We start from the raw sequence: 24,374 nt of genomic DNA on the forward strand, positions 1-24,374 counted from the left end.
CTAAAATGAGTGCTTCGATAACCGCCGGCGAAAGCCGCGACAACGGCCTGCAGGCCATCTGGAACCGTCTGCGCGCCAACCCGAAAATTCCGTTGCTGGTCGCCGCTTCCGCCGCGATCGCGATCGTCGTCGCACTGCTGTTGTGGGTGAAAAGCCCCGACTACCGCGTGCTGTACAGCAATCTGAACGACCGCGACGGTGGCGCCATCGTCACCCAGCTGACGCAGATGAATATCCCTTATCGCTTCGCCGAAAATGGCGCAGCGCTGCTGATCCCGGCGGAAAAGGTGCATGAAACCCGTTTGCGCCTCGCGCAGCAGGGGCTGCCGAAAGGCGGCGCCGTCGGCTTCGAACTGTTGGATCAGGAAAAATTCGGCATCAGCCAGTTCAGCGAGCAGATTAACTATCAGCGCGCCCTCGAGGGCGAGCTGTCGCGCACTATCGAGTCGCTGGGGCCGGTGCAAAACGCCCGCGTTCACCTGGCGCTGCCTAAACCTTCGCTGTTCGTGCGCGAACAAAAATCCCCTTCCGCCTCGGTAACGCTGACCCTGCAACCCGGCCGTGCGCTGGACGACGGCCAGATCAACGCCATCGTTTATATGGTGTCGAGCAGCGTCGCCGGTCTGCCGCCGGGCAACGTGACCGTGGTCGATCAGGCCGGCCGCCTGCTGACCCAGTCCGACGGCACCGGGCGCGATCTCAACGCTTCGCAGCTGAAATACGCCAACGAAGTCGAAAACGGCTTCCAGCGCCGCATCGAAGCGATCCTCGCCCCGGTGGTCGGCAGCGCCAACGTGCGTGCGCAGGTCACGGCGCAGATCGACTTCGCCACGCGCGAACAAACCGATGAACAGTACCAACCTAACCAGCAGCCGGATAAAGCCGCCATCCGCTCACAGCAAACCAGCCTGAGCGAGCAGATCGGCGGGCCGCAGGTCGGCGGTGTGCCGGGCGCGCTGTCCAACCAACCGAGCGCTCCGCCTACGGCGCCGATTGAAACCGCCAAGCCGGCGGCGGGCAATAACGCCAACGCCACCGCGCAAAACGCCGCGACCACCCGCAGCGCGGCGGCCAGCGGCGTGCCGCAAAATACCCGTCGCGACGCGACCACCAACTACGAGCTCGATCGCACCATCCGCCATACCCAGCAAAAAGCCGGCACCGTGCAGCGTCTGTCGGTCGCCGTGGTGGTCAACTACCTCGGCGCGGATAAAGACGGCAAACCGCAGCCGATGAGCAAAGAACAGCTGGCGCAGATCGAAGCGCTGGTGCGTGAAGCGATGGGCTACTCCAGCAGCCGTGGCGATACCCTGAACGTGGTCAACACGCCGTTTACCGACGCTCAGGTGACCGGTGGCGAACTGCCGTTCTGGCAAAGCCAGTCGTTTATCGATCGCCTGATCGACGCGGGCCGCTATCTGCTGGTGCTGCTGGTTGCCTGGCTGCTGTGGCGCAAACTGGTGCGGCCGCAGCTGCAACAGCGCCAGGCGGCGCAACAGGCCGCCATCGCCGCCGCCAACGCGCCTGCCGCCAAAGCGGTCGACAGCAGCAAACCGAGCAACGAGGAGCTGGCGCAGCGTCGTAAATCGCAGCAGCGCGTCAGCGCAGAAGTCCAGAGCCAGCGGATCCGCGATCTGGCTGACAAAGACCCGCGCGTGGTCGCTCTGGTAATCCGCCAATGGATGAGTAACGAGATATGAGCCTGACCGGAACCGACAAAAGCGCCATCTTGCTGATGACGCTGGGTGAAGATCGCGCGGCGGAGGTATTCAAGCACCTCTCCTCGCGCGAAGTACAGCTGCTGAGCGGCACCATGGCCGGCATGAGCCAGGTGTCGCACAAACAGCTCGGCGAAATACTGACCGAGTTTGAAGACGACGCCGAGCAATACGCGGCGCTGAGCGTCAACGCCAGCGACTATCTGCGTTCGGTGCTGGTCAAGGCGCTGGGCGAAGAGCGCGCCGCCAGCCTGTTGGAAGACATTCTCGAATCGCGCGAGACCACCACCGGCATGGAAACGCTCAACTTTATGGAGCCGCAGAGCGCCGCCGACCTGATCCGCGACGAACACCCGCAGATCATCGCCACCATTCTGGTGCACCTCAAACGCGGCCAGGCGGCGGATATTCTGGCCCTGTTCGACGAACGCCTGCGCAACGACGTGATGCTGCGTATCGCCACCTTCGGCGGCGTGCAGCCGGCGGCGTTGGCGGAGCTGACCGAGGTGCTGAACAACCTGCTCGACGGTCAGAACCTCAAACGCAGCAAAATGGGCGGGGTGCGCACCGCCGCCGAGATCATCAACCTGATGAAAACCCAGCAGGAAGAAGCGGTCATCGACGCGATGCGCGAATACGACGGCGAGCTGGCGCAGAAGATCATCGACGAGATGTTCCTGTTCGAAAACCTGGTGGAAGTCGACGATCGCAGCATCCAGCGCCTGCTGCAAGAAGTGGAAGGCGAGTCGCTGCTGATCGCGCTGAAAGGCGCCGAACAGCCGCTGCGCGAGAAGTTCCTCAAGAACATGTCGCAACGCGCCGCCGACATCCTGCGCGACGATCTGGCCAACCGTGGCCCGGTGCGCATGTCGCAGGTGGAGAACGAGCAGAAAGCCATCCTGTTGGTGGTGAGACGCCTGGCGGAAACCGGCGAAATGATCATCGGCGGCGGCGAGGACACCTATGTCTGATCGCATTAACACCCTGCCCTGGCAGCCCTGGTCGCTCAACGATTTGGGCGAACAGAAACCGGCGTTCGAACTGCCGCCGCTGCCGGATCTCGAACACAGCGATCCGTCGCCGGACGCGCAGGCCGAATTGCAACAGCAGTTGGCGACGCTGCGGCTGCAGGCCGAGCAACAGGGCCAGCAGTTGGGCTATGCCGACGGCCAGCAAAAAGGCTATGAGGCCGGCTTTCAGTCCGGTCTGGAAGAAGGCCGTCAGCAAGGGTTGCTGGAAGCGCAGCAGCAGCAACAGCCGCTGACCGCCCACTGGCAACAGTTGGTCACCGAATTCCAGCACACGCTGGACGCGCTCGACAGCGTGATCGCTTCCCGGCTGATGCAGCTGGCGTTGACCGCCGCCAAACAGGTGCTGGGCCAGCCGCCGGTGTGCGACGGCACCGCCCTGCTCGCGCAAATCCAACAGCTGATCCAGCAGGAGCCGATGTTCAACGGCAAACCGCAGCTGCGGGTCCACCCGGACGACTACCCCCGCGTCGAGCAGCAACTGGGGGTTACCCTCAGCCTGCACGGCTGGCGCCTGCTGGCGGACGGCGAACTGCACCCGGGCGGCTGCAAGGTCAGCGCCGAAGAAGGCGATCTCGACGCCAGCCTGGCGACGCGCTGGCATGAACTGTGTCGCCTGGCGGCACCGGGAGAAGTCTGATGACCGCGCGTCTCGGCCGCTGGCTGAGCTCTCTGGATACGTTGGAAAAACGCATCGCCCGCGCGCCGACGGTGCGCCGCTACGGCCGCCTGACCCGCGCCACCGGGCTGGTGCTGGAGGCCACCGGGCTGCAGCTGCCGCTCGGGGCGACCTGCCTCATCGAACGGCACGACGCCGGTGAAGTGCAGGAAGTGGAAAGCGAAGTGGTCGGCTTCAACGGCCAGCGGCTGTTCCTGATGCCGCTGGAAGAAGTGGAAGGCATCGTGCCGGGCGCGCGGGTTTACGCCCGCATCGCGCCGGAAGGCCAAAGCGCCGGCAAACAGCTGCCGCTCGGCCCGGCGCTGCTGGGGCGCGTGCTGGACGGCAGCGCCAAACCGCTCGACGGCCTGCCGTCGCCGGAAACCGGTTACCGCGCGCCGCTGATCACCGCGCCGTTCAACCCGTTGCAGCGCACGCCGATCGAGCAGGTGCTGGACGTGGGAGTGCGCACCATCAACGGTCTGCTGACCGTCGGTCGCGGCCAGCGCATGGGCCTGTTCGCCGGTTCCGGCGTCGGCAAGAGCGTGCTGCTCGGCATGATGGCCCGTTACACCCAGGCGGATGTGATCGTCGTTGGCCTGATCGGCGAGCGTGGCCGCGAAGTCAAAGACTTTATCGAGAACATTCTCGGCGCCGAAGGCCGGGCGCGCTCGGTGGTGATCGCCGCGCCGGCGGACGTGTCGCCGCTGCTGCGCATGCAGGGGGCGGCCTACGCCACCCGCATCGCCGAGGATTTCCGCGATCGCGGGCAACACGTGTTGCTGATCATGGATTCCCTCACCCGCTACGCCATGGCGCAGCGTGAGATAGCCCTGGCCATCGGCGAACCGCCGGCGACCAAAGGTTATCCGCCTTCGGTCTTCGCCAAGCTGCCTGCGCTGGTGGAACGCGCAGGCAACGGCATCAGCGGCGGCGGTTCCATCACCGCCTTCTACACCGTGTTGACCGAGGGGGACGATCAGCAAGACCCGATCGCCGACTCGGCGCGCGCCATCCTCGATGGCCACGTGGTGCTGTCCCGACGCCTGGCGGAGGCCGGCCACTACCCGGCTATCGACATCGAAGCGTCAATCAGCCGCGCCATGACGTCGCTGATCGACGAGGAGCATTATCGCCGGGTTCGCACCTTCAAACAGATGCTGGCCAGCTATCAGCGCAACCGCGATCTGATCAGCGTCGGCGCTTACGCGGCCGGCAGCGATCCGTTGCTGGACAAAGCGATGACGCTGTACCCGCAGATGGAGGCGTACCTGCAACAGGGCATCTTTGAACGCAGCGGCTATGATGAAGCCTGTCAACAGCTGCAGCAGTTGATTGTTTAACGTCACAGAGGCGCAGAGCGATGAAATCACAGTCACCCCTGATTACCCTGCGCGATCTGGCGCAGGACGCGGTAGAACAAGCCGCGCAACAGCTGGGCCAGGTTCGGCAGGCGCAGCAGGCGGCGGAGCAACAGCTGTCGATGCTGCTCAACTATCAGGACGAATACCGCCAGAAGCTGAATCATACGCTCTGCGACGGCATGGACAGCTCACGCTGGCAAAACTACCAGCAGTTTATCGGCACGCTGGAACAGGCCATCGACCAGCACCGCCAGCAGCTGCTGCAGTGGGGGCAGAAAGTGGATCATGCGGTGAAGCAATGGCAAGACAAACAACAGCGGTTGAACGCTTTCGAGACCCTGCATACCCGCGCCTTAAATGCGGAGCAGCAGCAGGAGAATAAACGGGATCAAAAACTGATGGATGAGTTCGCTCAACGCAGTGCACAAAGGAATATCAACCCATGAATCTGAACGCCCTGCCCGGCCTGGCCTTACCCGGCGATGCCGGCGGCCTGGCTGAACTGACGTCGTCGCTGGATGAGAGTCAACTGTCGACGGCATTCGCCCAGTTGCTCGGCGCGCGTTTCGCGCCCGCCGCCGATGGCAAACAGCCGCCGGTCATGCTGAGCGCGGACGATGAACGCGCCCCGGCCCTGAGCCGCAACCAGCTCAATCAACTGCTGGCCGCCTTCGGCGAGCGCGGCGGTCTGCTGCAGAACCCGGCAATCTCAGCCGATGCGCTTTCATCTGAACGCCCCGAGACCGATGCGCCCGTCGCCGGCGATAAACCGGCGCAGCCGCCGATCGCCGCGGCCAAAGAGCTGGATGCCGCGACGCTGCAGGCGCTGTACGCCATGCTGCCGGCCGCGATCGTCGCCCAGACTCAACCGGCCGACGGCCAGCGGCCGCTGCCGGTGGAAAACGCTGACGATGCGACCGCGCTGCAGCCCGGCAACGGCCTGCTGAACATCGCGGCGGCCGGTGATAACACCGCCGCGCGCTCGTCGGCGTCAGCCGCCACGACGGTGACAAACGCTAAAAACCCTGCCCCGGACGGCGATAGCGCCACGGCGGCGCTCCCGCAGCCGACCAGCGGCGAGCGCGCCAGTGCCGCTCAACCGCTGCCGGCGAGCGATACGCAGCAGCCGACGACGCTCAATCACGCCGTCGCCCTGGCCGCCGCCAGCCCCACGCAAACGGCCGCCCCGGCCGGCGCGCTGGTGACGGCGCCGCCTACGCCGCAGTTAAACGCGCAGCTGGGCAGCCCGGAATGGCAGCAGGCGTTGAACCAACAGGTGCTGATGTTCCACCGCAACGGCCAGCAAAGCGCCGAGCTGCGCCTGCACCCGCAGGAGCTGGGCGCCTTGCAGATCACGTTGAAACTGGACGATCAGCAGGCGCAATTGCACATTGCCTCCGCCCACGGTCAGGTGCGCGCTGCGGTGGAAGCGGCGATGCCGCAGCTGCGTCACGCGCTGGCCGAGAGCGGCATCAACCTGGGGCAGAGCAGCGTGGGCGGCGAGTCCACCCCGCAATGGCAACAGGCGCAGCAGCAGGCTTCCAATGGCCAGGGGCGTTCCAGCTATGCTGATCACGCTGGCGGCGAGGCTGCGGCCGCGGACGGCGTCAGCGCGCCGGTGGCGTTGCAGCGCATGGCCAGCGCGGTCAACGGCGTCGATATTTTCGCCTGAGCCGCTGCAAACGCCCAAGCTGGCACCCATTTGCGCGTCTATTCAGGCTATTGCACGCCGCGATAGACGCGATAATACCTTTACATGTCATGCGTGCGGCTTTGCCGCGCGCTATGCCCGCCGCCACGCAGGCCGCGGGTGGAACAACAGGAATTAGATTTGGCTATGTCTCAGAACTCCCTTCCGGCAGCACCGAAACGCCCCCTTCTGGTCATCCTGCTGGTATTGATCAGCGTCGTCGCCTGTGGCGCCGCGGGCTACAGCTGGTGGCTGCTGCAACAGCATAAAAACGGCGCCGAACCGGCCGCCGTCAAACAGCAACCGCCGGCCGCGCCGGTGTTCATGCCGCTCGACACCTTTACCGTCAACCTGGTGACGCCGGACAACAACCCGGATCGCGTGCTGTATATCGGCCTCACGCTGCGCCTGCCGGACGAAAGTACCCGCCGTCAGCTGAACGATTTTCTGCCGGAGGTGCGCAGCCGCTTGCTGATGCTGCTTTCCCGTCAGGAAGCGAGTCAGTTGGCCAATGAACAAGGGAAGCAACAGCTGGTGGCGCAGATTAAGGACGTGCTCAGCCCGCCGCTGGTTAAGGGACAACCGAAGCAGGTGGTCAGCGACGTGCTGTTCACCGCCTTCATACTGCGGTAATCACTATGGGCGATAGCATTCTTTCACAGGCAGAGATCGACGCCTTGCTCAACGGCGACAGCGCGGGTGATGAACCCGAAGCGGTGGTCGGCAAAGAGAGCGAGGTCAAGCCTTACGATCCGAACACCCAGCGCCGCGTGGTGCGCGAGCGACTGCACGCGCTGGAAATCATCAACGAACGTTTTGCCCGGCAGTTCCGCATGGGGTTGTTCAACCTGCTGCGCCGCAGCCCGGACATTACCGTCGGCCCGATCAAAATCCAGCCGTATCACGAGTTCGCCCGCAACCTGCCGGTGCCGACCAACCTGAACCTGGTGCACCTGAATCCGCTGCGCGGCACTGCCCTGTTCGTGTTCGCGCCGAGCCTGGTGTTCATCGCCGTCGATAACCTGTTCGGCGGCGACGGCCGCTTCCCGACCAAGGTCGAAGGCCGCGAGTTCACCCCGACCGAACAGCGGGTGATCAAGCGCATGCTGCGCCTGGCGCTGGACGCCTACGGCGACGCCTGGAGCGCCATCTACAAGATCGACGTGGAGTACGTGCGCGCCGAAATGCAGGTGAAGTTCACCAACATCACCACCTCGCCGAACGACATCGTGGTCACCACGCCGTTCCAGGTGGAGATCGGCGCGCTGACCGGCGAGTTCAACATCTGCATTCCATTCGCGATGATCGAACCGCTGCGCGAACTGTTGACCAACCCGCCGCTGGAAAATTCGCGGCAGGAAGACAGCCACTGGCGCGAAACGCTGGTGAAGCAGGTGCAGCACTCCGAACTGGAGCTGATCGCCAACTTCGTCGATATCCCGATGCGGCTGTCGAAAGTCCTGAAGCTGCAACCGGGCGATGTATTACCGATAGACAAGCCGGAACGCCTGATCGCCCATGTGGACGGCGTACCGGTTCTGACCAGCCAATACGGCACGTTAAACGGGCAATACGCCCTGCGTGTTGAACATTTGATTAACCCTATTTTGAATGCTCTGAGTGAGGAACAGCCCAATGAGTGATCCTAAGCAACCGTCTGGCGAAGGAAAGGAATCCGTAGACGATCTGTGGGCTGATGCGTTTAACGAGCAGCAGTCTTCAGAGAAATCCGGCGCGAGCACCGAAGGGGTGTTCAAGTCGCTGGAAGCTCAGGATGCGCTCGGCAGCCTGCAGGATATCGACCTGATCCTGGATATTCCGGTCAAGCTGACCGTGGAACTGGGGCGCACCAAGATGACCATCAAAGAGTTGCTGCGCCTGTCGCAAGGCTCGGTGGTGGCGCTGGACGGCCTGGCCGGCGAACCGCTGGATATCCTGATCAACGGTTACCTGATCGCGCAAGGTGAAGTGGTGGTGGTGGCCGACAAGTTCGGCGTGCGCATCACCGACATCATCACCCCATCCGAACGCATGCGTCGACTGAGCCGCTGATGACCGCCGCGGCGCCCGTTACCGTCCAAAGCACCCAACCGCCCGCCGCGCCGGCCCTGCCGGCCGGTTCGGTGTTGATGCAGGTCAGCAGCGCGCTCGGCGGCATTCTGCTGCTGATCCTGCTGGCCGGTTGGCTGTTCCGTCGGCTGGGTTTCGCCCCGCAGGCGCGCAACAACAAACTGCTTAACCTGCGCGCCAGTTGCCAGGTCGGGCAGCGCGAGCGCGTGGTGGTGGTGGAAGTCGATGACACCTTGTTGGTATTGGGCGTCACCGCCCAGCAGATCACCCCGCTGCACACCCTGCCCGCTCCGCCGAAAGACGCAGGCGAGGCCGACGCGGCGACACCGGCGGACTTCCGCCAACTGATGCAAAAAGTTCTGAAACGCCCGGAAAAATCGGCATGACCTCGACTCTTCATACCCTCGTCCGCCGCCCGGCGGTTTGGCTCCCTGCCGCCCTGCTGTTCATCAGCCCGGCGGCTTTCGCGCAACTGCCGGGGCTGATCAGCCAGCCGCTGGCCAACGGCGGCCAGAGCTGGTCGCTGCCGGTGCAGACGCTGGTGCTGTTGACCTCGCTGACCTTCCTGCCGGCCATGCTGCTGATGATGACCAGCTTCACCCGCATCATCATCGTGCTCGGCCTGCTGCGCAACGCGCTGGGCACGCCGTCGGCGCCGCCGAACCAGGTGATGCTGGGGCTGGCGCTGTTCCTGACCTTCTTCATCATGTCGCCGGTGTTCGACAAGGTTTATCAGGATGCCTATCTGCCGTTCAGCCAGGACAAAATCGGGCTGGAAGTCGCGCTGGATAAAGGCGCGCAGCCGCTGCGCGAATTCATGCTGCGTCAAACGCGCGAAACCGATCTCGCGCTGTACGCCAGGCTGGCCAATCAGCCGCCGCTGGCCGGCCCGGAAGCGGTGCCGATGCGCATCCTGCTGCCCGCCTACGTCACCAGCGAACTGAAAACCGCCTTCCAGATCGGCTTTACGGTGTTCATTCCGTTCCTGATTATCGACCTGGTGGTCGCCAGCGTGCTGATGGCGCTGGGGATGATGATGGTGCCGCCCGCCACCATCTCGCTGCCGTTCAAGCTGATGCTGTTCGTGCTGGTCGATGGCTGGCAGCTGCTGCTCGGCTCGCTGGCGCAGAGCTTCTATTCGTAACCCCTGACCGGAGAAAGCGAGATGACACCTGAATCGGTTATGGCGCTCGGCACCGAGGCGATGAAAGTCGCGCTGGCGCTGGCCGCCCCGCTGCTGCTGGCGGCGCTGATCAGCGGCCTGGTCGTCAGCCTGCTGCAGGCCGCCACCCAGATCAACGAAATGACGCTGTCGTTCATCCCTAAAATTCTGGCGGTGGTGGCCACCATCATCATCGCCGGTCCCTGGATGTTGAATCTGTTGCTGGACTACATGCGCACCCTGTTCAGCAACCTGCCTACCCTGATCGGCTGACCGTGCTCACCTTCGACAGCGCCCAGCTCACCGTCTGGCTCAGCCACTACTTTTGGCCGCTGCTGCGCATTCTGGCGCTGATAAGCACCGCGCCGATATTCAGCGAAAAGCAAATCAGCAAAAAGGTCAAAATCGGCCTTGGCGGGCTGATCGTCATCCTGATTGCGCCGACGCTGCCCGCCAGCAATATTCCCATCTTCTCCGCCGCCGGCCTGTGGCTGGCGATTCAGCAGATTCTGATCGGCGTGGCGCTCGGATTGACCGTGCAGTTCGCCTTCGCGGCGGTGCGCCTGGCGGGGGAAGTGATCGGCATGCAGATGGGACTGTCGTTCGCCACTTTCTTCGATCCCAGCGGCGGCCCGAACATGCCGGTGCTGGCGCGCCTGCTCAACCTGCTGGCGATGTTGCTGTTCCTCAGCTTTGACGGCCATCTGTGGCTGATTTCGCTGCTGGCGGACAGCTTCCATACCCTGCCGATCCAAACGCAGCCGCTGAACGGCAACGGCTTCCTGGTGTTGACTCAGGTCGGCTCGCTGATCTTCATCAACGGCATGATGCTGGCATTGCCGCTGATCTGCCTGCTGTTGACGCTCAACATGGCGCTCGGCCTGCTCAACCGCATGACGCCGCAGCTGTCGGTCTTCGTGATCGGTTTCCCGGTCACCATGACCTTCGGCATCATGACGCTGGGCATGATGATGCCGATGTTGGCGCCGTTCTGTGAGCACCTGTTCGGTGAAATCTTCGATCGACTGGCGGCGGTGATCGGCGGCATGACCTTCTGAGCCCCTGCGGCCCCTTCCTTTCCCCCTCTTCCGCCTGAGACAAAATGGCAATAAAAACGCTTTCTTGGGACAAAAGCCTGAGAAACGTCTTTTATCCGGATTAAGGTCCAAATGTCTCCGGCGGCTTGAATAAATAAAACCCCGACCTAAAATAGACCCGGTAGAAAAAATATCGCCCGCACCCCGTCAGTCGCCCGCGGCGATAATATAAACTTATTGGTTAGAGAAAAATAAAATAACGCAGCCGCGCAGAGTTAAATGCGCGGCAGATAACTTACCCCCTGAATAAATGCGTCCGGCAGCCTGCCGGCTGCAGGGCGCAGCATCGACCTTTGCTAACTACAGGAGCGAGATCATGATTAAAGCGAAAAGCAACCGCAAAGCACGCCGGTTATTCGGTATGGCCCACTGGAAAAGCAACAAATTTAAAGTTGCCATCAGCGAAACGGCCGCCGGTGAAAAATGGAAAGTGGTGAAGAAAAAGAAATAATCCCGTACGGTTTTTAGCAAAACATTCCGGGTTGCGCCCGTATCCGGCCTCTGCTGCGCCATTCGACGCAGCACCGGGACGGCAACCCGGCTCCTGCCGTAACCGGCATTAATCACCCGTCGGCAAGCCATGTCGACATCCTGTACATTTCATTGTCAGGAATGAAATAATGCAGCGCGTCGCCCTCGCTGACACGCTAAATTTAAAGATAATGCATTAATAATTTGCTTTACTCACATCTCTTATTTATTCACTGACAAGAAAAATCGATTTCCCACCTTATTCCCCCAGCGTTATATTGGAAGAAACCTTGCAGACAGCACACTGCAAGTCTCGCCCAAATATAATCGGTGTAAATATGAAGATAAAATTCCAGCTGAGTGATTTATTCATCAGCGGCATCGCCCTTTTGATCATGAGCACTATTTTAAATACGCTGGGCTTTTCCTGGGGGTTATTTGTTCTTCCGCCTGGCGTCGATAGTTTCGTCATCATCCCGTTTACTTTATTTGGCTCATTGAAGTTGGCCGAGTGCCTCTATACGCCAATACGGTGGCTGTTCAATGAGAGCCGCAAGCCTCAAATCGAAAACAACAACCCTAAAAATAACGCCAAGTCGCGTTAACAGGAGATCGACCTATGTTGAGAGAACTGGCCAGCGAAGAAATGCAACGGATGGGCGGCGCCGGCGACGGCAATAACGGCGGCGACCGAGATCGCGACTATGGCCGAAGCTCCTACGGCGCGCAGGCGAACGGCTTCCAGCCTAATTGGGCGGCTAAAGGCTATGGGCTATTTCAGGATCCTTGTACCGGCTCGGTGGTTACCGGTGCCATTGCCATGGCCGGCGCCCTGGCCAGCCGTAACGGCAGTGCGATTGGCACTGCGGCGGCCTCAGCCTTCGTCAACATAGGCAGTCAATGCACTAAAGGGTCCGGCAACGATCGCGGCGTGCCTTTCCGCTAAGGCTTAAGGTGAATGGGGAACACGCAGACAAAAAAAGGCGCGTCACTCAGTCAGTAGTGGGAGAACGAGCGACGCGCCAAACGAGTGCGCCCGGTTTCAAGAAGCCTCCCTCCCCGCGGGGCGGAGAAGGCGTTTTCTAAGCGCACTAAAGGGAAACCCGTCGCGGTCAGGCAACGGGGTATTGCTCTTAACGATTCATCTGGAACAACGACATGCCCTGCATATCGCTGAAGGTTTTGTACGACGCCTGCAGCGCCGCCTGCTGCATGAAGTAGGACGAGATAGACTCGGCCAGGTCGGCATCCGTCAGCGCGCTCATCTGGATCTGATTGGTCATGTCACGCTCTTTACCGATGCTGTCCAACTGGTCCATCTCCTGCAGCTGGCTGCCCAGCTCGGCGCGCACGCTCAGCACGTTGTTGTAGGAGTTGTCCAGACCGCGGTTGGCTTTCGCCAGCGCATCGTTCACCTGCTGCTTGGTGGCCTCGTCGGCGCCCTGCAGCGGGGTTTTCAGCGCGTTCAGCGCAATATCGATGCTCTCGAATACGTTGCTGACCGGCGCGCTGCCGTCCGGCTCGGGCTTCGGATTGCTGGTCAACGACATGAACACCGCGTTGCCGGTATGGCCGATGGTCATGGTGCGGTTAGCGTCCACTTTCTGCTCAACCGTCTTGTCGCCGCCCTGGTAACTGACGGTGCCGCCGTTGTCGACGAACGGCGCCTTGTCGTTCACATACCCGCCGAACATATAGCGGCCGTTGCCGTCGGTGCTGTTGGCCTGGTTCAGCAGCTGATCTTTCAACCCCTGCAGCTGGGTGGCCAGCGACTGGCGATCGTTATCGCTTTCGGTGCCGCCGGCGTTGACGATCAACGCCTTCATGTCCGCGATGGTGGAGGTCGCGCCGGCCAATACCGTTTCTTCCATCGACACGTTCTGACGGGCGAAGGTGCGCGCCAGCGTGTATTGACTGTTTTCCGCCTGCGACTGCGACAGCATCACCGCGCGCGACGCCGCCAACGGATCGTCGGACGGGTTGATCACTCGCTTGCCGGAGGAAAGCTGCTCGGCGGCCTTCATGAACAGCGACTGGTTGCCCGTGATGCCGTTCATGTTTTGTTGGTACATCATGCCGGTACTCATGCGCATGCTGTGGGTTCCTTACTCTGAGCGACCGGCGCCGTTATCGGCGCCGATTAACAATGAAATCAACGAATGTTCAGCAGCGCGTCGAACAGCGAGCTGGCGGTCTGAATCACCTGCGCGTTGGCCATGTAGTACTGCTGGAAACGCAGCAGTTCACCGTACTCTTCGTCAAGGTTGACGCCGGACATCGACTGCTGTTGCGCGCCCAGCTGGGTGACGATTTTGGCCTGCGACGTGGCGATGGCCTTGGCGGCGGCGGTCTGGTTGCCGACGCCGCTGACGATGCCGGCGTAAGCGCCGCTCAGGGTCGCTTTGCCGTCCACCAGGTTTTTGGTTTGCAGATCCAGCAGTTTCTTGGCGTTCTCGTTATCGCCGCGGCCGCTGTCGTCTTTACCGGCGGCGGCGATCTTGGACGAATCGGTGATGGCCACTTTCAGGTTACCCGCCACGTCGCTGACCGGTTTCACGGTGAAGCTGTCTTTGGCCTGCGCATTGCCGTCGATGCTCACTTCCAACCCGTCGAAGTTCAGCGTCGGTTTACCGTCGGCGCTGGTGCCCGGCGTCGCGTTGACTTTCACGTTGTCCGGCAGGCGGCTGACCTGCCAGTTACTGCCGTCGAACTCGACGCGATAATCGTTGGCCTTCACCTTGCCGGTATCGGTGTAAGAGACCGACAGCGACGCGTCGCCGGTGTTGCGGGTGTTATCCACCACCCGGCCGCCGCTGAAGCTGAAGAAGTCGCCGCCCGCGTCACCGTTCAGATCGAAGCCGGCGCGATGCTGTTGGTTAAAGCTGTCCGCCATCGCCAGCGCCAACTGGCCCAGCTGATTGCGCACGCCGTCCAGCGTTTCGCTGCGGAATTTCAGCACGCCGCTCAGCGTGCCGCTGGTGATCTGGCCTTCCGGCACTTCGCTGGCGCCGTTGCCGCGGTTATAGCCGATGGTCAGACGGGAAGGATCGCTGCTGGAAGGCACGGCTTCCACCTGATACGTATTGCTGCCCTGCACCAGGGTCAAACCGTTGGCGAAGGAAACGGTATAGGCGTCGCCGTCCTGTTGCGTGACCTGTACGCCCACCAGCTGGTTCAATTCGGTGACCAGCTGATCGCGCTGATCCAGCAACGCATTCGGTTCGCCGCCGGCGCTGCCGCGCAAACGGGTGATCTCGTCGTTCAGCTTGGCGATCTGTTGGCCGTAGCTGTTGATCTGCTGCGCCGTATCGCTGATCTGCTGATTGACGCCATTGTCCATGTCGCGCAGGAATTTGTCGGTGTTGTTGAACTGGTTCACCAGGCCGTTGGCCTTGCCCAGCACCGTCTGGCGCGCGGCGTCGTCACCGGCGTTGCTCACCAGGTTCTGCAGGTTGGTAAAGAAATCCTGCATGTTGGTCGACAGCGGGTTGGTCTTGCTCGCCAACAGGTTGTCGATCTGCGAAATCTTCTCGTAATAGGCGTTTTGCGCCCCGAACGCGCTTTGCGCGCCGCGCAGCTGGTTGGTGATGAACTGGTTGTACTCGCGGTTAACGCTGGTGACGGTCACGCCGTTGCCGATAAAGCCGCTCATGGTGGCCATGCCGCCGTTCTGCGCCAGGATCGCGGTCTGACGGTTGTAGCCCGCCACATTGTAGTTGGAGATGTTGTTGCTGACGGTACTGAGCGCCACCTGAGCCGCATTCAGCCCGCTCATCGCGGTATTGATTAAGCTATTGGACATCGGAATTCCTTATGCTGCGGCGCCGGTGGCCCACAGGGTTCTTAATTGAGCTGCTGAGCCTGTTCGCTCAGCCTGTTTCGGTTATCGGCAAAAATGAGAAGAACTTGAGGAAAAAAAGCGGCAATGTGGCCAGCATCCAGCGAGCCTCCATTGCCGCCTACCCCCTAAATAATTGGCGCCGCAGCGGCGTCAAGAATGACGGGGATTTAGAACAAATCTTTCAGATCGTGGGTGTAAGCTTTCACCGCCTGTTCCCCCGCGCTCTTCATCTGCTGAATCACGCTGACCAACTTGCTGGCGTACTGCGGATCGGTGGCGTACCCGGCGCGCTGCAGCGCATGTGCCGCCTGCTCCGGGCTGCGCGCGGCGGCCACGTCGGCGTAGCGCGGGTTGTTGGTCAGCAGTTTGACGTAATCGGCGATCGCTTCGACGTACGACCCGTAAACGCGGAACTTCGCCTTCACCTTCTTCGCCGCGCCCTGTTCGAACTCGGTGGTGGTGATCTCCGTCACCGGCCCGCTCCAGCTGCCGCCGGCCTTGATGCCGAACAGGTTGTAGCTCGGCGTGCCGTCTGAGGTTGGGATCTCGCGCTGCCCCCAGCCGGATTCCAGCGCCGCCTGCGCGACGATCAGCTGATGCGGAATGCCGCTCTGCTGGCTGGCGACCTTCGCCGGTATCGACAGACGAGCGACGAAGTTGCCGTTGTTGAGCGACAGCGGCGCGGCGGCCGGCGGGGCTTTCGGCATCGCCCGGCGCACCATCTGCTCCAGCGCCTGGTTCGGCAGCGTTTGCAGCACCTCGTTGTCCAGCGCCATCGGCGACATGCCCGCGGTTTCGCTCGGCACCGCGTTGGCGTTGCTCATCTGCTTGACCATCATGTCGGCCAGCCCCAGCCCTTTTTGCGACATCTGCTGGGCGATTTGCTGATCGTACATCGAGGTATAGAGCCGCGTTTGATCGCTGCTCAACACCCCGTCCTGCGGCAAGGCGGAACGCATGCTTTTCAGCATCATCTGCACGAACATGCCTTCCACCTGCTGGGCCACCTGCTTGAGGTTGCCCTGCGGGTCGGCCGCCGCGTCGCGCTTCAGGCCATTCAGCGCCTGGGCGTCATAGGCCGCGCCCGACATCGCCATCAGATCGCCCGCCATCAGATGATTTCCAGCTTGGCGCGCAGGCAGCCGGCGCTCTGCATCGCCTGCAGGATCGACATCAGATCGATCGGCGTGGCGCCCAGCGCGTTCAGCGCGCGAATGACGTTGTTCAGGTTGGCGCTGGCGTTCACCTTCTGCAGCGACCCGCCCTGCTGTTGCACCGAGATCTGGGTGTTTGGCGTCACCACCGTCTGGCCGCCGCCGAACGGCGTCGTCGGTTGGCTGACGGTATTTTGCCGATCGACCACCACCGACAGGTTGCCCTGGGCGACGGCGCAGGAATCGAGGATCACATCGCGGTTCATCACCACCGACCCGGTGCGCGAGTTGATGATCACTTTGGCGTCCATTGCGCCGACGTTGACGGTGATGTTTTGAATCTCCGCCAGGAAGCGAACCTGAGAGCTGTTGCCCTGCGGCACCAGCACCTGGATCGTACGGGCGTCGAGCGGCGTCGCGGTGCCGCCGCCGCGTTGGCGGTTGATGGCGTCGCTGATCTGCTGCGCCAGCGTGAAGTCTTCGTCGTTCAGCTGCAGGTTGAGTACGCCGCCGCTGCCGAAGGTGGTCGGCAGCTCGCGCTCGATGGTGGCGCCGTTGCTGATGCGCCCGCCCGCCAGTTGATTGACCTGCACGCTGCTGCCGCCGGCCGCCGCGCCCGCGCCGCCGACCAGCACGTTGCCCTGCGCCAGCGCATAGACCTGGTTATCCACGCCTTTCAGCGGCGTCATCAGCAAGGTGCCGCCGCGCAGGCTCTTGGCGTTGCCCATTGATGAGACCACCACGTCGATGTTCTGCCCGGCGCGCGAGAACGGCGGCAGTTTGGCGGTCACCATCACCGCCGCCACGTTTTTCAGCTGCATGTTGGTGCCCGGCGGCACGGTGATGCCCAGCTGCGACAGCATGTTGCTCAGGCTTTGGGTGGTGAACGGCGTCTGCATGGTCTGGTCGCCGGAGCCGTCCAGCCCCACCACCAGGCCATAGCCGATCAGGGCGTTGTCTCGCACGCCCTGCACCGTCACCAGATCGCGGATGCGCTCCGCCGCCGCCGGCAAGCACACCAGCCCGACGCACAGCGCGATAAACCATTTTTTCAGCATCAGTCAATCCTTAGAACGGTGAAACATTTAAGAAGAAGCGCTGCAGCCAGCCCATGGTCTGCGCTTCGTTGATATAGCCATTGCCGACGTATTCGATCCGCGCGTCCGCCACCTGCGTCGAGGTGACCGAGTTGTTGCCGCTGATGGTGCGCGGGTTGACGACGCCGGAGAAACGAATGAATTCGGTGCCCTGGTTGATGGCGATCTGCTTTTCCCCCACCACGTGCAGGTTGCCGTTGGCCAGCACCTGGTTGACCGTCACCGTAATGGTGCCGTTGAAGGTGTTGTTGGCGTTGGCCCCGCCCTTGCCGCCGAAGGTGCTGTCGCCGGAAATGTCCATATCGGCGCGCGCATTGCCCAACAGGCCGTCAAGGTAACGCGGCGAGGTGGCGACGCCGAACTTGCTGGCGCCGTTGCGGCTGGCATTGGCGGAGGAGCTCTTGCTGGCGCTGACGTTTTCCTGCAGCACGATGGTCAGGGTGTCGCCGACGTTGCGCGGACGGCGGTCTTCGAACAGCGGCTGATAGCCGTAGTTCATCGGCTGCACCGTCTGGAAGATCGAGCCGTTCGGCATCGGCGCGCTGGCCGGCGCGGGCTGCGCCGTGGTCGCACCGTCCACCAGCGGTTTATGCGGAATATAAGCGCAGCCGCTCAGCGTCAGCATCACCATTCCCGCCAGCCAGCGTTGTCCCTGCCGCGGCAGGATTGCCATCGAATATGTGGTTACCACGGGTATCGCCTTTGTTTCACGAAAGAGAATGACGGGCGCGGCAAGCCGGGCCCGTCAATGACAGATTACAGTTGCGTCAGCTTTTGCAGCATCTGATCGGAAGTCGATACCGCTTTGCTGTTGATCTCGTAAGCGCGCTGAGTCTGGATCATGTTGACCAGCTCTTCCGCCACGTTAACGTTGGAGGTCTCCACGTAGCCCTGATACAGCAGACCGGCGCCGTTCAGCCCCGGCGTGCTCTCGTTCGGCGCGCCCGAGCTTTCGGTTTCCTGATACAGGTTCTCGCCCACGCTCTCCAGACCGCTGTCGTTGACAAAGGTCGTCAGCGTCAGTTGACCCACCTGCTGGGCGGCGGTTTGCCCCTGCTGGGTGACGCTGACGATGCCGTCGCGGCCGACGGTGATGGACAGCGCGTTAGCCGGAATGGTGATCGCCGGCTGCACCTGGAAACCGCTGGAGGTGACCAACTGGCCGTTCTGATCGATCTGGAACGAGCCGTCGCGCGTGTAGGCCTGGGTGCCGTCCGGCAACATCACCTGGAAGAACCCCTGCCCCTTGATGGCGACGTCTTTGCTGTTGTTGGTCTGTGACAGGTTGCCCTGGCTGTGCAGCCGCTCGGTCGCCACCGGACGCACGCCGGTGCCGATCTGCAGACCGGAAGGCAGCGTGGTCTGCTCAGAGGACTGCGCCCCCGGCTGACGCATGGTCTGGTACAGCAGATCTTCAAATACCGCACGCTGGCGTTTGAAGCCGTTGGTGCTGACGTTCGCCAGGTTGTTGGCGATCACGTCCATGTTGGTCTGCTGCGCGTCCAGACCGGTTTTGGCAATCCATAAGGATGGAATCATCGGTTATTTCCTTGCTGCTTAGCTCACTGAGAGCAGTGAGTTGGCACGCTGTTCGTTTTCATCCACGCTGTGGATGACCTTCATTTGCATTTCAAAACGGCGGGCGTTGGCGATCATGTCTACCATGGTCTCCATCGGCTTGACGTTGCTGCCTTCCAGCACCCCGGGCATCACCCGCACCTGCGGATCGTTTTGCAACTGATTGCCGCGCAGCTGTTGGGTTTCCGGCGTCAGGCGGAACAGCCCGTCGTCACCGCGCATCACTTCACGCGCGTCGGCTTTCACCAGCTTCAGGCGGCCGATCTGCGCGATGGTGTTCGGCGGATCGCCGGCGTTCAGCGCTGAAATGGTGCCGTCGGCGGCGATGGTGATCTCCGCCGACGGCGGCACCTCGATCGGCCCCCCGTCGCCCATCACCGGCAGCCCCTGCACCGTCAACTGCCCGGTGGAGGAGATCTGGATGTTGCCGTTGCGGGTGTAGGCTTCACCGCCGCCCGGCAGGCTCACCGCCAGGAAACCGTCCTGCTGCAGCGCCACGTCCAGCGGGCGCGCCGTATAGTTCAGCGCCCCCTGGCTCATGTCAGCGCCCGGCGTCGACGCGGCCACCAATGTGCGCGTCGCCAGGCTCGGCCCGTCAACCGGCACCGCGCGCAGCGCGGCGAGCTGGGCGCGAAAGCCCGGCGTCGACGCGTTGGCCAGGTTGTTGGCGGTAATGGACTGCTGCTCCAGCGTTTGGCGCGCCGCGCCCATCGCGGTATAAATCGCGTGATCCATAACTCGACCCTATTAGCGCAGGCTAACCAACGTCTGCAGAATGGAGTCCTGCGTCTTGATGGTCTGGGCGTTGGACTGATAGTTACGCTGTGCGACGATCATGTTCACCAGCTCCTGGCTCAGATCGACGTTGGAAGACTCCAGCGCGCCGCTGGTCAGCTTACCGAAGCCGCCACCGCCCGACAGACCGACGCGCGGCTGACCGGACGCGCCGGTTTCCTGCCAAACGTTATCGCCCTGCGACGCCAGCCCTTCCGGGTTGGAGAAGTTAGCCATGACGATCTGGCCCAGCACCTGGGTTTGCTGGTTGGAGTAGATGCCCACCACTGTGCCGTCGTTGTTGATCTGGAAGTTGGTGTATTCACCGGCGGCATAACCGTCCTGCGAGACCTTGCTCACCGAGTCGCTGCCCACGTTCTGCTGCATGCTGCCGGCGAAGCTCAGGGTGAAGTTTTGCGCCGGCGCGCCGTCTTTGGCGGTCATCGGGATCACCATGCTGAACTCGCCCGGCGCGCCGTTGGTGCTGGTGGTTTTCACCAGGTTGCCGCTGGTGCTGAACTCCATGGTGCCGGCGTCAACCGGCGCGGCGCTGCCGTCCTGGGTGTAGACCTGCCACTTGTTGTCTTCGGTCTTCACGAAGTAGGCGTTGATGTTGTGCGCGTTACCCAGCGAGTCGTAGGCGGTGATGGTGTTGACGTAGTTGTAGCTGTCCTGCTTGGTCGGATCGAAGGTCTTGTTCTCCGGCACTTTATGGGTCGACTTCAGGTTGGCGACCATCTGGCCGGAGGTGGACGCTTTCGCGTTCATCATGCCTTCAGGAATGCTCAGCGGCACCGGGTTGGCGCCCTGCTGAATGGTCGGCGGGGAGCCGGCCGCCGGGTAGCCGGTCAGCTGCAGACCCTGCATGTTGGTCAGATTGCGGTTCTCGTCCAGCTTGAATTGGCCGTTGCGGGTATAGAAGATGCCGCCGTCTTTATCCTGCATGCGGAAAAAGCCGTTGCCGTTGATGGCCACATCCAGCGCACGGCTGGTACCGGTGGTGGTGCCGCCCTTGAAGTTCTGGGTGATGCCGGACACTTTAACGCCCAGACCGACCTGTGAACCGGCGAACATGTCGGCAAAGGAGACGCTGCCGGATTTGAAGCCCGCAGTCGCGGAGTTGGCGATGTTGTTACCGATCACGTCCAGGTTGGTTGCTGCCGCGTTCAAGCCGCTGACTGCCTGAGAAAAAGCCATGTTATTCTCCGAATAGTGGTCAGGCTATCGTCCGATTGAGCCTGATGCTTAGGGTTATAAGATCTGTCGCACGTCTTCCAGGGTGGCGTTGCCCGCCAGACCGAGATCCAGCTTGGCGCCGTTGCCGTCGCGGATCACGCCGTTCACCAAGCCGAAGTGCAGGCTGCGCGCCACCAACTGCTCGCCGTTGCCTTTGGCGTTAATCGCCACTTTGTAGGCGCCGTCGGGCGCGGTGGAGCCGTCATCCAGCGAACCGTCCCAGGTGAAGGCATGTACGCCGGCGGTCAGACCGCCGATTTCGATGGTGCGCACCACCTGCCCGCTGGCGTTGGTGATGGTGGCGGTTACCTGGTCGGCGGCGCGCTCCAGTTCCACGCCGAACGGCGTGGTGCTGACTTTGCCGTCCTTGCTGCCGACCAGAATGTTGCTGCCCGGCACCATCACGCCGTGGCCGATCAGCGCGGTGGCCTGCAGCGACTGATTGCTGTTGATCTGGCCGGAGATCGACCCCAGCGTGGTGTTGAGTTTTTCGATGCCCTGAACGGTGTTGATCTGCGCCAGCTGCGAGGTCAGTTCGTTGTTCTGCATCGGATTGGTCGGATCCTGGTTTTTCAACTGCGCCACCAGCAGCGTCAGGAAGCTGTTGTGCAGATCCTGGCTGTTGGTATTTTTGCTGTTGTTACCGATGACGGTGTTGTCCAACGACTCGTTCGTGGTTGCGGCGATAGCCATGGGAACCTCCGGTTACTGACCCAGCGTCAGGGTTTTCATCATCATCGACTTGGTGGTGTTAAGCACCTCAACGTTGGCCTGATAGCTGCGGGAAGCGGAGATGGTGTTGACCATTTCCCCCACTACGTCGACGTTCGGCATGCGCACATACCCCTTGGCGTCCGCCAGCGGGTTGCCCGGCTGATACACCAGACGCTCGGGCGCCGGATCGTCCACCACCTGGGCAACGCGCACGCCGCCGGTCGGCTGTCCCGGCGCCGCCGCGACCTGGAACACCACCTGCTTGGCGCGGTAAGGTTCGCCGTCCGGGCCGGTCACGCTGTCGGCGTTGGCCATGTTGCTGGCGCTGACGTTCATGCGCTGGGATTGCGCCGATAACGCCGAGCCGGAGATATCAAAAATATTCAGTAAAGACATGCGCCTTATCCTTGTTGCAGTACGGACATCATCCCTTTGATCTGACCGTTGAGCAGCGTCAGGTCGGTCTGATATTTCAGGCTGTTATCGGCAAAGTTGGTGCGTTCGCGATCCATGTCCACCGTGTTGCCGTCCATCGACGGCTGATCCGGCACCCGGAACAGCAGTTCGAGCTGCGGCTGCTGCAGGGTCTGCGCCGGGATATGGCGCGCCGCCGTCAGGTTGAGCGCCATGCCGTTGCCGCTGACGCGCCCCTGCTCCATCACTTTGTTCAATTGGCTGGCGAAATCGATATCCCGCGCCTGATAACCCGGTGTGTCTGCGTTGGCGATGTTGGCGGCCAGAATTTCCTGCCGCTGGGCGCGCAAGTTCAGCGCCTCTTGGCCAAAGCGCAGAGCCGCGTCCAGTTTGTCGAGCATGCTCCCTCCGCGAGGTTAGAATTTGGAGTCGACAGCATAAACGCCCCCCGCGCTACCCTATCGCGGGAATAAACGCAAAATGGGGCGCTATTTATCTGCTTAGCCTGCGCGCGCTGCGGGTACACTTACGCGTATCCCGATGAAGCTTGAGAAGATGACGATGAAAGGTAAAATGCTGCTGCTTATCGGCCTGCTGTGCAGTCTGAACGCGCGCGCCGACGATCTGGCGACGCAAATCGAAAGCTTCATCCAAGGCAAGTTCAGCGGCGAACCGGTACAGGTAAAAGTGCGGGTGCGCACGCCGCCGAACCAATGGCCCGCTTGCGAACTGCCGCAGCTGTCGCTGCCGCCCAACGCGCGGATCGGCGGCAACGTCAGCATTTCGGCGCGCTGTGGCCAGGAGCGGCGTTTTATCCAGACGCAGGTGCAGGTGTTCGGCCGCTATCTCGTTTCGGCGCGCGGCATCACCGCCGGCAGCCGGTTGACGGCGGCGGACCTGACGTTGAAAGAAGGTCGGCTCGATACCCTGCCGCCGCGCGCGCTGACCGAAGCGGGCAAAGCATTAGGCGCCGTCAGCCTGCGCAACATCAGCCCCGGCCAGCCGCTGACCCTCGCCATGCTGCGCCGGGCCTGGATTATCAAGGCCGGGCAACCGGTGCAGGTCAATGCACAGGGCGAAGGATTCAGCATTAGCGGCGCGGGCAAGGCGATGAACAACGCCGCCGCCGAAGACAGCGTGCGCGTGCGCATGGCGTCCGGGCAAATCGTCAGCGGCGTGGTCGGGGACGACGGCGCGATTCGCATTACGTTATAAAAAAGTAAAGGTTCCGCAAACCTTGCCGATAAGACAAATCAAGCAGCATTTTATTGGCCATCAGGGCCGCAACACTTTCATTGCAGCGTCGTCGCCCGAGTGCGGTCACGGCGTAAACGGAGATGGACCATGAGTATCGATCGCACCCAGCGGTTACAGCCGGTTTCCACTGTGCAACCGCGTGAAACCCCGGCCGACAACCCGCTCCAGCCGCGTAAGGCCGCCGTGGCCGAAACCGCCGTCAGCGGTACGCAGGTCAAACTGAGCGAGGCGCAGGCGCGCCTGATGCAGCCGGGCACCCAGGATATCGATATGGGCCGGGTCGAGGCCATCAAGCAGGCGATCCGCAACGGTGAACTGAAGATGGACGCCGGCAAAATCGCCGACGCACTGCTGCAAGACGCGCAGAGCGATGTTCAATGGATCGCCGGACGCGACTGACAACGCGGCGGCGGGTAGCGGTAAAGGATAAGTCATCACTATGGAAAAGCTGGCACAACTGCTGGACAAACTGTTGGAAACGCTGCAGGCGCTCAATGGCGTGCTGGAAGAAGAGCACGATCTGTTATGCTCCGGCCAGCTGCCGGGCGTGGCCTTGCAGCGCGTAACCGATGCCAAAAGCCAACTGCTGGCGACGGTCGCCTACCTCGAGCAACAGCGCCTGGGGCAGGAAAAAACCTGCGGGCAACGCGCGCCCTATGCCAGCCACGCCCCCCTGGCCGACCGTTGGCAGCGCGTTCAATTGCTCAGCCAAACGCTGCGCGAAAAGAACCAGCACAACGGCCTGCTGCTCAATCAGCAGATCGACCATAACGCTCAGGCGCTGGCCATCCTCAGCAAAAACAACAAATCGCTGTATGGCCCGGACGGCCAGTCGCACGCCGGCAGCCTGCTCGGCAGAAAAATCGGCGTCTGACCTGACTCATTTCGCCCGGTGAGCCTATCACCGGGCATGCGTTAACCGGCTTCTGCGCATCCCGTCGCATTTTCTCCCTATCACTCTTTGAATTCACTTAAGACTTTGCGCCAGGCTGCGCATGGCGTGAATTTGGCTGTTTCTTTCCCTTTGGCCGCTTGTCACCCTGTGGTTATT

30 protein-coding genes are annotated in these 24,374 nt (G+C 62.1%); 19 read left to right on the forward strand and 11 right to left on the reverse strand.

Annotated features, from left to right (window positions below; genetic code table 11):
- Positions 1-5 precede the first annotated feature (5 nt).
- The 16 genes from fliF to ACJ8IP_RS06320 all read left to right on the forward strand — a co-directional run bounded on the left by fliF (position 6) and on the right by ACJ8IP_RS06320 (position 12,204).
- The gene (gene fliF, locus ACJ8IP_RS06245; protein ID WP_033650870.1) at positions 6-1,700 is read left to right on the forward strand and encodes a flagellar basal-body MS-ring/collar protein FliF; all 1,695 of its coding nucleotides are present in this window, start codon (positions 6-8) and stop codon (positions 1,698-1,700) included.
- Entirely contained in the window at positions 1,697-2,689 is a 993-nt protein-coding gene (fliG, locus tag ACJ8IP_RS06250; protein WP_004934775.1) for a flagellar motor switch protein FliG, read from the forward strand. The genes fliF and fliG overlap by 4 nt, the downstream gene beginning before the upstream one ends.
- The gene (gene fliH, locus ACJ8IP_RS06255; RefSeq protein WP_033643511.1) at positions 2,682-3,386 is read left to right on the forward strand and encodes a flagellar assembly protein FliH; all 705 of its coding nucleotides are present in this window, start codon (positions 2,682-2,684) and stop codon (positions 3,384-3,386) included. Before fliG ends, fliH begins: the two co-directional genes overlap by 8 nt.
- A complete protein-coding gene (fliI, locus tag ACJ8IP_RS06260; protein ID WP_004934781.1) occupies positions 3,386-4,747 on the forward strand; it encodes a flagellar protein export ATPase FliI in 1,362 nt (453 codons plus the stop codon). The genes fliH and fliI overlap by 1 nt, the downstream gene beginning before the upstream one ends.
- A 20-nt stretch (positions 4,748-4,767) precedes the next feature.
- On the forward strand, positions 4,768-5,214 hold the full coding sequence (fliJ, locus tag ACJ8IP_RS06265; protein ID WP_033643513.1) for a flagellar export protein FliJ: 447 nt from the start codon (positions 4,768-4,770) through the stop codon (positions 5,212-5,214).
- Positions 5,211-6,440 carry a flagellar hook-length control protein FliK gene (locus ACJ8IP_RS06270; RefSeq protein WP_442524332.1) on the forward strand — a complete coding sequence of 410 codons (1,230 nt, stop codon included), beginning with the start codon at positions 5,211-5,213 and terminating at the stop codon, positions 6,438-6,440. Before fliJ ends, ACJ8IP_RS06270 begins: the two co-directional genes overlap by 4 nt.
- 165 nt (positions 6,441-6,605) lie before the next feature.
- Positions 6,606-7,091: a flagellar basal body-associated protein FliL gene (gene fliL / locus ACJ8IP_RS06275; RefSeq protein ID WP_033643515.1), complete on the forward strand. Its 486-nt coding sequence runs from the start codon at positions 6,606-6,608 to the stop codon at positions 7,089-7,091.
- A 5-nt stretch (positions 7,092-7,096) separates the two neighbouring features.
- Complete coding sequence (gene fliM / locus ACJ8IP_RS06280; RefSeq protein WP_004934798.1) at positions 7,097-8,101, forward strand: flagellar motor switch protein FliM; 1,005 nt, start codon at positions 7,097-7,099, stop codon at positions 8,099-8,101.
- Positions 8,094-8,510, forward strand: coding sequence for a flagellar motor switch protein FliN (fliN, locus tag ACJ8IP_RS06285; RefSeq protein ID WP_004934799.1), 417 nt, complete (start codon positions 8,094-8,096; stop codon positions 8,508-8,510). The genes fliM and fliN overlap by 8 nt, the downstream gene beginning before the upstream one ends.
- The gene (gene fliO, locus ACJ8IP_RS06290; RefSeq protein ID WP_033650868.1) at positions 8,510-8,914 is read left to right on the forward strand and encodes a flagellar biosynthetic protein FliO; all 405 of its coding nucleotides are present in this window, start codon (positions 8,510-8,512) and stop codon (positions 8,912-8,914) included. Before fliN ends, fliO begins: the two co-directional genes overlap by 1 nt.
- Positions 8,911-9,672 (forward strand): flagellar type III secretion system pore protein FliP, encoded by a 762-nt coding sequence (gene fliP / locus ACJ8IP_RS06295; RefSeq protein ID WP_033632755.1) that lies wholly within the window; start codon positions 8,911-8,913, stop codon positions 9,670-9,672. The genes fliO and fliP overlap by 4 nt, the downstream gene beginning before the upstream one ends.
- A gap of 21 nt (positions 9,673-9,693) precedes the next feature.
- A complete protein-coding gene (fliQ, locus tag ACJ8IP_RS06300) occupies positions 9,694-9,963 on the forward strand; it encodes a flagellar biosynthesis protein FliQ (RefSeq protein ID WP_004934803.1) in 270 nt (89 codons plus the stop codon).
- Positions 9,964-9,965: 2 nt separating this feature from the next.
- Positions 9,966-10,748 carry a flagellar biosynthetic protein FliR gene (gene fliR / locus ACJ8IP_RS06305; protein WP_442524333.1) on the forward strand — a complete coding sequence of 261 codons (783 nt, stop codon included), beginning with the start codon at positions 9,966-9,968 and terminating at the stop codon, positions 10,746-10,748.
- 355 nt (positions 10,749-11,103) lie between these two features.
- A complete protein-coding gene (sra, locus tag ACJ8IP_RS06310; protein WP_004934807.1) occupies positions 11,104-11,238 on the forward strand; it encodes a stationary-phase-induced ribosome-associated protein in 135 nt (44 codons plus the stop codon).
- A gap of 358 nt (positions 11,239-11,596) precedes the next feature.
- Entirely contained in the window at positions 11,597-11,863 is a 267-nt protein-coding gene (locus ACJ8IP_RS06315; protein ID WP_038876860.1) for a hypothetical protein, read from the forward strand.
- A gap of 14 nt (positions 11,864-11,877) precedes the next feature.
- Positions 11,878-12,204, forward strand: a complete 327-nt coding sequence (locus tag ACJ8IP_RS06320) for a hypothetical protein (RefSeq protein ID WP_033650866.1) — start codon at positions 11,878-11,880, stop codon at positions 12,202-12,204.
- A gap of 187 nt (positions 12,205-12,391) precedes the next feature.
- Here the strand turns inward: ACJ8IP_RS06320 and flgL are convergent, their stop codons facing one another.
- The 11 genes from flgL to flgB all read right to left on the reverse strand — a co-directional run bounded on the left by flgL (position 12,392) and on the right by flgB (position 22,467).
- Positions 12,392-13,351, reverse strand: a complete 960-nt coding sequence (gene flgL / locus ACJ8IP_RS06325) for a flagellar hook-associated protein FlgL (protein ID WP_033643518.1) — start codon at positions 13,349-13,351, stop codon at positions 12,392-12,394.
- Between the two features lie 59 nt (positions 13,352-13,410).
- Positions 13,411-15,060: a flagellar hook-associated protein FlgK gene (gene flgK / locus ACJ8IP_RS06330; protein WP_033643519.1), complete on the reverse strand. Its 1,650-nt coding sequence runs from the start codon at positions 15,058-15,060 to the stop codon at positions 13,411-13,413.
- Positions 15,061-15,266: 206 nt separating this feature from the next.
- The gene (gene flgJ, locus ACJ8IP_RS06335; protein ID WP_033643520.1) at positions 15,267-16,211 is read right to left on the reverse strand and encodes a flagellar assembly peptidoglycan hydrolase FlgJ; all 945 of its coding nucleotides are present in this window, start codon (positions 16,209-16,211) and stop codon (positions 15,267-15,269) included.
- Entirely contained in the window at positions 16,211-17,311 is a 1,101-nt protein-coding gene (locus tag ACJ8IP_RS06340) for a flagellar basal body P-ring protein FlgI (protein WP_004934816.1), read from the reverse strand. Before ACJ8IP_RS06340 ends, flgJ begins: the two co-directional genes overlap by 1 nt.
- A 10-nt stretch (positions 17,312-17,321) precedes the next feature.
- Complete coding sequence (gene flgH, locus ACJ8IP_RS06345; protein WP_004934817.1) at positions 17,322-18,023, reverse strand: flagellar basal body L-ring protein FlgH; 702 nt, start codon at positions 18,021-18,023, stop codon at positions 17,322-17,324.
- Between the two features lie 83 nt (positions 18,024-18,106).
- The gene (gene flgG / locus ACJ8IP_RS06350; RefSeq protein ID WP_004934819.1) at positions 18,107-18,889 is read right to left on the reverse strand and encodes a flagellar basal-body rod protein FlgG; all 783 of its coding nucleotides are present in this window, start codon (positions 18,887-18,889) and stop codon (positions 18,107-18,109) included.
- A gap of 18 nt (positions 18,890-18,907) precedes the next feature.
- A complete protein-coding gene (locus ACJ8IP_RS06355) occupies positions 18,908-19,663 on the reverse strand; it encodes a flagellar basal body rod protein FlgF (protein WP_033643521.1) in 756 nt (251 codons plus the stop codon).
- 12 nt (positions 19,664-19,675) lie between these two features.
- On the reverse strand, positions 19,676-20,899 hold the full coding sequence (gene flgE / locus ACJ8IP_RS06360; protein ID WP_094142807.1) for a flagellar hook protein FlgE: 1,224 nt from the start codon (positions 20,897-20,899) through the stop codon (positions 19,676-19,678).
- Positions 20,900-20,953: 54 nt separating this feature from the next.
- A complete protein-coding gene (flgD, locus tag ACJ8IP_RS06365; RefSeq protein ID WP_046896594.1) occupies positions 20,954-21,631 on the reverse strand; it encodes a flagellar hook assembly protein FlgD in 678 nt (225 codons plus the stop codon).
- Between the two features lie 12 nt (positions 21,632-21,643).
- Positions 21,644-22,048, reverse strand: a complete 405-nt coding sequence (gene flgC / locus ACJ8IP_RS06370; protein WP_004934826.1) for a flagellar basal body rod protein FlgC — start codon at positions 22,046-22,048, stop codon at positions 21,644-21,646.
- Positions 22,049-22,053: 5 nt separating this feature from the next.
- The gene (gene flgB, locus ACJ8IP_RS06375) at positions 22,054-22,467 is read right to left on the reverse strand and encodes a flagellar basal body rod protein FlgB (RefSeq protein ID WP_164106758.1); all 414 of its coding nucleotides are present in this window, start codon (positions 22,465-22,467) and stop codon (positions 22,054-22,056) included.
- 160 nt (positions 22,468-22,627) lie between these two features.
- On the opposite strand from flgB, the gene flgA reads away from it, so the two are divergent.
- The 3 genes from flgA (at position 22,628) to ACJ8IP_RS06390 (ending at position 24,197) form a co-directional block, all read left to right on the forward strand.
- Complete coding sequence (gene flgA / locus ACJ8IP_RS06380) at positions 22,628-23,281, forward strand: flagellar basal body P-ring formation chaperone FlgA (RefSeq protein WP_033650864.1); 654 nt, start codon at positions 22,628-22,630, stop codon at positions 23,279-23,281.
- A gap of 129 nt (positions 23,282-23,410) precedes the next feature.
- On the forward strand, positions 23,411-23,722 hold the full coding sequence (flgM, locus tag ACJ8IP_RS06385) for a flagellar biosynthesis anti-sigma factor FlgM (protein WP_004934832.1): 312 nt from the start codon (positions 23,411-23,413) through the stop codon (positions 23,720-23,722).
- Between the two features lie 40 nt (positions 23,723-23,762).
- Complete coding sequence (locus tag ACJ8IP_RS06390) at positions 23,763-24,197, forward strand: flagella synthesis protein FlgN (RefSeq protein WP_033650863.1); 435 nt, start codon at positions 23,763-23,765, stop codon at positions 24,195-24,197.
- Positions 24,198-24,374: the final 177 nt, after the last annotated feature.

The sequence above is a fragment of the Serratia sp. CY52157 genome (assembly GCF_052168495.1).
Taxonomy (GTDB): domain Bacteria; phylum Pseudomonadota; class Gammaproteobacteria; order Enterobacterales; family Enterobacteriaceae; genus Serratia; species Serratia ureilytica.